Source organism: Pseudomonadota bacterium (assembly GCA_039815145.1).
Classification (GTDB): domain Bacteria; phylum Pseudomonadota; class Gammaproteobacteria; order Steroidobacterales; family JBCBZW01; genus JBCBZW01.
This window is the reverse complement of the sequence record JBCBZW010000204.1, coordinates 1-6,324: the sequence shown is the minus strand read 5'-3', so window position 1 is coordinate 6,324 and position 6,324 is coordinate 1. Positions and strand designations below refer to the sequence as shown.

At 69.0% G+C, this 6,324-nt stretch carries 6 protein-coding genes; 3 read left to right on the top strand and 3 right to left on the bottom strand.

The features are described 5' to 3' along the window. From AAF184_24195 to AAF184_24185, 3 genes are all read right to left on the bottom strand, one after another. On the bottom strand, window positions 1-1,433 hold a 1,433-nt coding region (locus tag AAF184_24195; protein ID MEO0425457.1), incomplete at its 3' end, for a molybdopterin cofactor-binding domain-containing protein. 1 nt (window position 1,434) lies between these two features. Then, entirely contained in the window at window positions 1,435-1,902 is a 468-nt protein-coding gene (locus AAF184_24190) for a (2Fe-2S)-binding protein (GenBank protein MEO0425456.1), read from the bottom strand. 126 nt (window positions 1,903-2,028) lie between these two features. After that, a complete protein-coding gene (locus AAF184_24185; protein ID MEO0425455.1) occupies window positions 2,029-2,628 on the bottom strand; it encodes a hypothetical protein in 600 nt (199 codons plus the stop codon). 103 nt (window positions 2,629-2,731) lie between these two features. Here AAF184_24185 and atzF point away from each other — a divergent pair, with 103 nt between their 5' ends. From atzF to AAF184_24170, 3 genes are all read left to right on the top strand, one after another. Beyond that, complete coding sequence (gene atzF, locus AAF184_24180) at window positions 2,732-4,432, top strand: allophanate hydrolase (GenBank protein MEO0425454.1); 1,701 nt, start codon at window positions 2,732-2,734, stop codon at window positions 4,430-4,432. Between the two features lie 191 nt (window positions 4,433-4,623). Further along, window positions 4,624-5,718: a putative urea ABC transporter substrate-binding protein gene (locus AAF184_24175; GenBank protein ID MEO0425453.1), complete on the top strand. Its 1,095-nt coding sequence runs from the start codon at window positions 4,624-4,626 to the stop codon at window positions 5,716-5,718. Window positions 5,719-5,742: 24 nt separating this feature from the next. After that, on the top strand, window positions 5,743-6,324 hold a 582-nt coding region (locus tag AAF184_24170; GenBank protein MEO0425452.1), incomplete at its 3' end, for an ABC transporter permease subunit.

Here is a 6,324-nt window from a genome sequence, read left to right as displayed (position 1 = left end):
TGGTAGTAGCCGGTGCGCGTGTCCTCTTCGCGGGTCCACGTGAGTTGCACGGGCGCGCCGACGGCGAGCGACAGCGTCACCGCCTCCTGCACGTAGTCGCACTTGTACTTGCGGCCGAAAGCGCCGCCCGAGGCCATCACGTGCACCACGATGTCCTGCGGCGGGCGCTCGAGGAACTTGCCGATCGCCTCCTGCACGCCCTGCGGGTCCTGGGTGGAGGCCCAGATCTCGCAGCGATCCTCGGTCACCCAGGCGGCGCTCGCCATAGGCTCCATCGGCGAGTGCGAGAGATGCCCGCCCACGTAGGTGTTGGCGTGGCGCACGACGGCGCCCTCGAGGGCGTCGTCCACTTCGCCGCGCGTGAAGGCGACCTCACCGGGTGCCTCCACGTGTTCGACCAGCATCGCCTTGTAGGCTTCCGTGTCGTAGCCGGCGTGGGGGCCGCGATCCCATTCGATATCGAGCTTGGCCACGGCCTGCTGGGCGGTCCAGGTGTTGTCGGCGACCACGGCCACCCCACCGAGCGAGCCGTAGGCGTGGGCGAAGCGGGGAATCTCGACCACCTTGCTCACACCGCGCATGCCGTCGACGGCCGAGCTATCGACGCTCTTCACCGTCGCGCCCATCACGGGCACGTGGCGGATCGCCGCGTACTTCATGCCGGGCAGCTTCACGTCAGCGCCGTAGGTGCGCGTGCCGGTGACGATGGCGTGCTGGTCGTGGCGCGGGAGCGACTTGCCGATGTAGCGGAACGCCGCCGGCGGCTTCAGCTGGGGTGCTTCGGGCACGGGCAAGGTGGCGGCGACCGCAGCCAGCTCGCCGTAGGAAAGCGTGCGACCATCGCGACGGTTGCGCACCGTGTGCAGGCGCGCGTAGCACTGGTTCGCGGGGATGTCCCACACACTGGCGGCGGCTTGCACGAGCATCTCGCGGCCGGCGGCGCCGGCCTTGCGCATGGGCTCCAGCATCAGGTTGATGCTGCGCGAACCGCCGGTGTTCTGCGGGCCGTACTTGGCCTTGTCACCATCGCCCTGGAGCACGGTCACGCGCTCCCAGTCCGCTTCCAGCTCGTCGGCCACGGCGGCTGGGAGGGCGGTGCTGATTCCCTGGCCCATCTCGCAGCGGCCGCACCACAGGGTGGTGTCCCCGTTCTCGGCGATGTGCAGCCAGGCGTTGGGCTGGAAGCCCGCGGTCGCATCGGCCGTGGTCGCCGTCGCTGCGGCACCCGCTTGCTGGTTCGCCGACAGGCCGATCGTCAAACCGCCTAGGGCGAGGCCGGACGCTTGCAGGAACTGACGACGGGTCGGCTTGCCGACAGAAAACGTTAGGTCCGCGCTCGCGTCCGACTTCGCGGCTGACGACTCCGCTGCCTCGCGCAGGCTCGCGCCCGGCAGCGCGTCGCCGAGCAGTGCTTCGAGTTCTCCTCGTGCCATCTCAGGCCTCCCGCATCTTGTCGGCGGCGCTGCGCACGGCCTTGCGGATGCGCAAGTAGGTGCCGCATCGGCAGATATTGCCGGCCATGGCCTGGTCGATCTCCTCGTCGCTGGGATCGGGGTTGCGCTCGAGGAAGTCCGCCGCGGTCATCAGCTGGCCCGCCTGGCAGTAGCCGCACTGCGGTACGCGGTGGGCGAGCCAGGCTTTCTGCAGGGGATGGCTACCGTCGGCCGACAGCCCCTCCACGGTGGTGATCTCCTTGCCCACGGCGGCGGCGATCGGCGTCTGGCAGGCGCGCGTGGCGCGGCCGTCGAGGTGCACCGTGCAGGCGCCGCACAGGCCCATGCCGCAGCCGAATTTGGTGCCAGTGAGTTCGAGCACATCGCGCAGGTACCACAGGAGCGGCATGGCGTCGTCGACCTCGATGGATCGCACCTCGCCGTTGACGGTGATGGTGGTGTCGGACATGGGGACCTCGTCCTTGGGTGTTTGGGTGAGCGGTCTAGGACTCGAGTCTAGCTCGGATCATTCGCGCGTTGCCTGTGGTGGCCGGCGAGAGGCCGGCCAGGCCTCGCCGACGACCGCTTGACCGACTCAGTCGAGACCCGGGAAGTCGTCGCTGGCGGCGAAGGCCGCGTAGCCCTCGGTCATCGCCTTGGCACACGCCCCCGGCGTCGTGCCGCCGGCGTAGAAGCCCTTGCACGGGCCTTCCATCACCTCCGGCCTGTTGGCGATGACCCACTTGCGCGCCTCGCCGTAGATGGGCTTGTCGTCGGAGCTGGTTTCCACCTTGGCGATCTTCATGCCGTCGAAGGTGAGGGTGAAGGTGTCGGTGACCTTGAAGGTCATGCCGAGGGCCATCACGGGATCGTCCTGCACCGTGATCGGACAGGCGATGACCTCCGGCGAGTCGACCACGGCGCACGGCGCGCGGCGCACGATCTTGTAGTTCCCGCCCTCGGCCCAGCCCTGGTAGTACATGAGACGCGGGCCGGAGTCGCCCGCATCCTCAAGGAATGGCGACAGCTGCTTCGGTTTGAAGGAGTAGAACGCGTCGATCATGCCCTCCGCCCGCGCCAGGCGCTTTTTCACCACCGCCTCCGCCACCGCCGAGGTCTCCGCCGAGGCCGTTGTGGAGAGCAGCACACCGGCGGCGAGCAACGCGCCCCATCCCGAGATCCATCGCATGGCCATCATTCCTCCTGAAATCGTTAGCAGAGCGCCGACGCACCCGCGGTCGGCATCTTCCTTGCTTACCCAGATGCAAGGAACGTGACAGTTGGACCGAGGAGCTCAGGTGGAAGACAGGATGGAGGGGTCGTTCGAGGCCACGCGCGCGGCGGCGGATGCGCTGCCCGAACGCTTGCAGGCGCTCGCGCAACGCAGCGAGGCCAACGCGTCGCATCAGCATTGGATCACGCGTCTGACGCCCGACCAGTCACTCGCCGCGACCCGGGAGGCCGGCGCGCTCTCGGGCCTCACCTTCGCCATCAAGGACAACATCGACCTCGCCGGCGTGCCGACGACAGCCGCCTGCCCGGCCTACGCCTACACGCCGACGCGCTCGGCGACGGTGGTCGAGCGCTTGCTGGGCGCCGGCGCCACCCCCCTCGGCAAGAGCAACCTGGACCAGTTCGCCACCGGCCTCGTGGGCACCCGCAGCCCCTACGGCGTGTGTCGCAACGCCATCGACCCGACGCGTATCTCCGGCGGCTCCAGCGCAGGCTCCGCCGTGGCCGTCGCCCTCGGGGAAGCGGACTTCGCCCTGGGCACGGACACGGCCGGCTCCGGCCGTATCCCCGCGGCCTTCCACGGCCTGGTGGGGCTGAAACCCAGTCGCGGCTTGCTGCCGACCACCGGCGTGGTGCCCGCGTGTCGATCCCTCGACTGCGTGACCACCTTCACCCGCACGGTCACGGACGCCGCCACCCTATTGGATCTGTTGAGTGGCATCGACGGTGAAGACCCCCTCGGCCGAACCTTGCCCTCACGGGTATTCCCCAACCCGCCGACCGTCGGTGTGCCGCTCACGGAGCAGCTGGCCTTCGCCAACCCGCAGTGGGGGCCCGACGCCTTCGCCAGAGCGTGCGAGCGGCTGGTGGACGTCGGCTGCACCGTCGTCCCCGTCGACATCAAACCCTTCGTAGAAGCGGGGAACTTGCTGTACGACGGCCCCTGGGTGGCCGAACGCGCCGTAGCGGTCGGGGACTTCATCGATGCGCACCCGTCAGAGATTCACCCTGTCACCGCCGCGATCATCGGCGGCGCGTCGAAGCAGGACGCGGCCGATGCCTTCCGTGGCTTCGATGCCCTGCGCGAGAAGGGCGCCGCGGCGAACGCGATCCTCGGCGAGGTCGACGCCATCATGGTGCCGACGGCCGATCGCTTCCCCACCCTCGAGGAGGTGCTAGCAAAACCGATCGCCGTCAACACGGCCCTCGGCCGCTTCACCAACTTCATGAACCTCCTCGACTACGCCGCGCTCGCCGTGCCGACACCGTCCACCCCGCTTCCCTTCGGCGTGACCCTGTTCGCCGGCGCGGGCAGCGACCACGCCCTGCTGGAACTCGCTGCGATGTTCCGCGGCGAGGCCTGGCGGGCCCCGCGTGGCTACCCCCTCGTGCTCGCCGGCGCGCACATGGACGGCCTGCCCCTCAACCACCAGATCCGCAGCCGCGGCGGGCGCCTGCTGCGCGCCTGCCAAACCGCCCCCGGCTATCGCCTCCTCGCCCTGCCGGGAGGGCCGCCGGAGCGCCCGGCGCTGATCGCCGATCCGAGCAGCGAGGCGCGCATCGAGGTGGAACTGTGGGATCTCCCCGCGGACACCATCGGTAGCTTCCTGCAGGGGATTCCCTCGCCCCTTGGCCTGGGCCAGGTGCGCCTGGATGACGGCGCAAGCTACGTCGGGTTCATCGGCGCGGCGGGCTGCGAGCAGGGTGCCCAGGACATCACGGCCCACGGGGGGTGGCGCCCTTGGTTGGCAGCCCGTGCGCGCTAGGCCGAGGGCGATGCTGTGGCACGGAACCTGCACTTTTCGACAAGCCCATGGGAGCAGTCGCGGCTCGTGAGGTTGCGGGTCCCCGCGGCCCAGCAGATCGCGCCGCGCGCGCACCCAAGCGGGGCCGGCGTAGCACCAAATGGGTGCACCCGCCCCTCGCCACGCACCAAATGCACTCAATGGAAGAGCCCATGCTAGATCGCCCTCTCCCCCTCAAGGCCCTCGCGCGAATCCTCGTCCCGCTGCTGCTTTGCCTCTCCATGGCCCCCGCTGCCCAAGCGGCGAAGGAGAAGCCGACCTTCACCCTCGCCTGGTCGATCTACGTCGGCTGGATGCCCTGGGAGTACGCCGCCGCTGAGGGCATCCTCGATCGCTGGGCCGAGCGCTACGGCATCGAGATCGACGTAGTTCAGGTGAACGACTACATCGAGTCGGTCAACCAGTACACGGCGGGCCAGTTCGACGCGGTCACCGTGACCAACATGGACATCCTCACCATCGCCTCCGCCAGCGGCGTCGACACCACGGCCGTGATCGTGGGCGACTACTCCAACGGCAACGACGGCGTGGTGGTGCGCGACTCGGAAGACCTTAAGAGCATCCGCGGCCAGCGCGTGAACCTCGTCGAACTCTCCGTCTCCCACTACCTCCTGGCGCGCGCCCTGGACTCCGTGGACATGAGCGAGCGCGATATCACCGTGGTCAACACGGCCGACGCCGACATGGTGAGCGCGTGGGTGGGCACAGCGGTGCCAGCGCTGGTCACCTGGAATCCGATGCTGGCGGAAATCACCCAGCTGCCGGAAGCCAACGCGGTGTTCGACTCGAGCCAGATCCCCGGCGAGATCCTCGACCTCACCGTGGCCAAGACGGACGTGCTCACCGAGCACCCGGAGTTCGGCTACGCCCTCGCTGGTGCCTGGTACGAGACCATCGCGTTGATGTACGACGAAGCCAAGCAGGCCGCGGTCCGCGATCACATGGCCTCCGCGGCGGGCACCAATCTCGCGAGCTTCGACCGTCAGCTCGACACCACCTTCATGTTCCAGCGCCCGGCCGATGGACTCGCCTTCGTCACCAGCCCCACGCCGAAGCAGACCATGCAGCGCGTCGCCGAGTTCTCCTTCGACAAGGGCTTGCTGGGTCCGATGGCGCCGAACGCGGGGTTCGTCGGCATCGAATTCGCCGACGGCGCCGTGTGGGGGGATGCGGGCAACGTGCAACTGCGCTTCACCGATCGGTACATGCGCCGGTCCCTGGAGGGTGCCGCAGCGGCGAGCCGCTGACCCGCTGCTCCTGGACGTCGGCCGATGACCCGTCTGATCAATCGCCGCCCGGGGCGTGGGCTGTCCATCGCCTTGGCCGTGCTGCCCTTCGTGCTGCTGCTCATCGCCTACCACACGGCGTCGAGCCTGCGCTTAGCGGAGAACCCCCAGGACCGCCTACTGCCCTCGTTCACCGCCATGGGGGAGGCGTTCCAGCGCATGGCCTTCACGCCCGACAAGCGCACGGGCGATTACCTGTTCTGGACGGACACGCTGGCGAGCTTGAAGCGGGTCGCCCTGGGCGTCGCCGCGGGCGCGAGTGCAGGCTTGATCCTCGGCGGTGCGGCCGGGTTGCTACCCCTGTTGCGGGCCGCCGTATCGCCCTTCCTCGCCGCCATCGCCATGGTGCCGCCCCTGGCCCTGCTGCCGATCCTGTTCATCGCCCTGGGGCTGGATGAGGCCTCGAAGATCACCCTCATCGCCATCGGCGTGGCGCCCTTCATCGCCCGCGACATCGAGGCTCGCATCCGCGAGCTGCCGATCGAGGAGCTGATCAAGGCGCAGACCCTCGGCGCGGGCAGTTGGCGCATCATCTGGCGCATCGTCTTGCCGCAGATGCTGCCGCGG

Coding starts and splice junctions, on each gene's coding strand:
- AAF184_24175 (MEO0425453.1), top strand. CDS start 4,624: ATGCTAGATCGCCCTCTCCCCCTCAAGGCCCTCGCGCGAATCCTCGTC.
- AAF184_24185 (MEO0425455.1), bottom strand. CDS start 2,628: ATGGCCATGCGATGGATCTCGGGATGGGGCGCGTTGCTCGCCGCCGGT.
- AAF184_24190 (MEO0425456.1), bottom strand. CDS start 1,902: ATGTCCGACACCACCATCACCGTCAACGGCGAGGTGCGATCCATCGAG.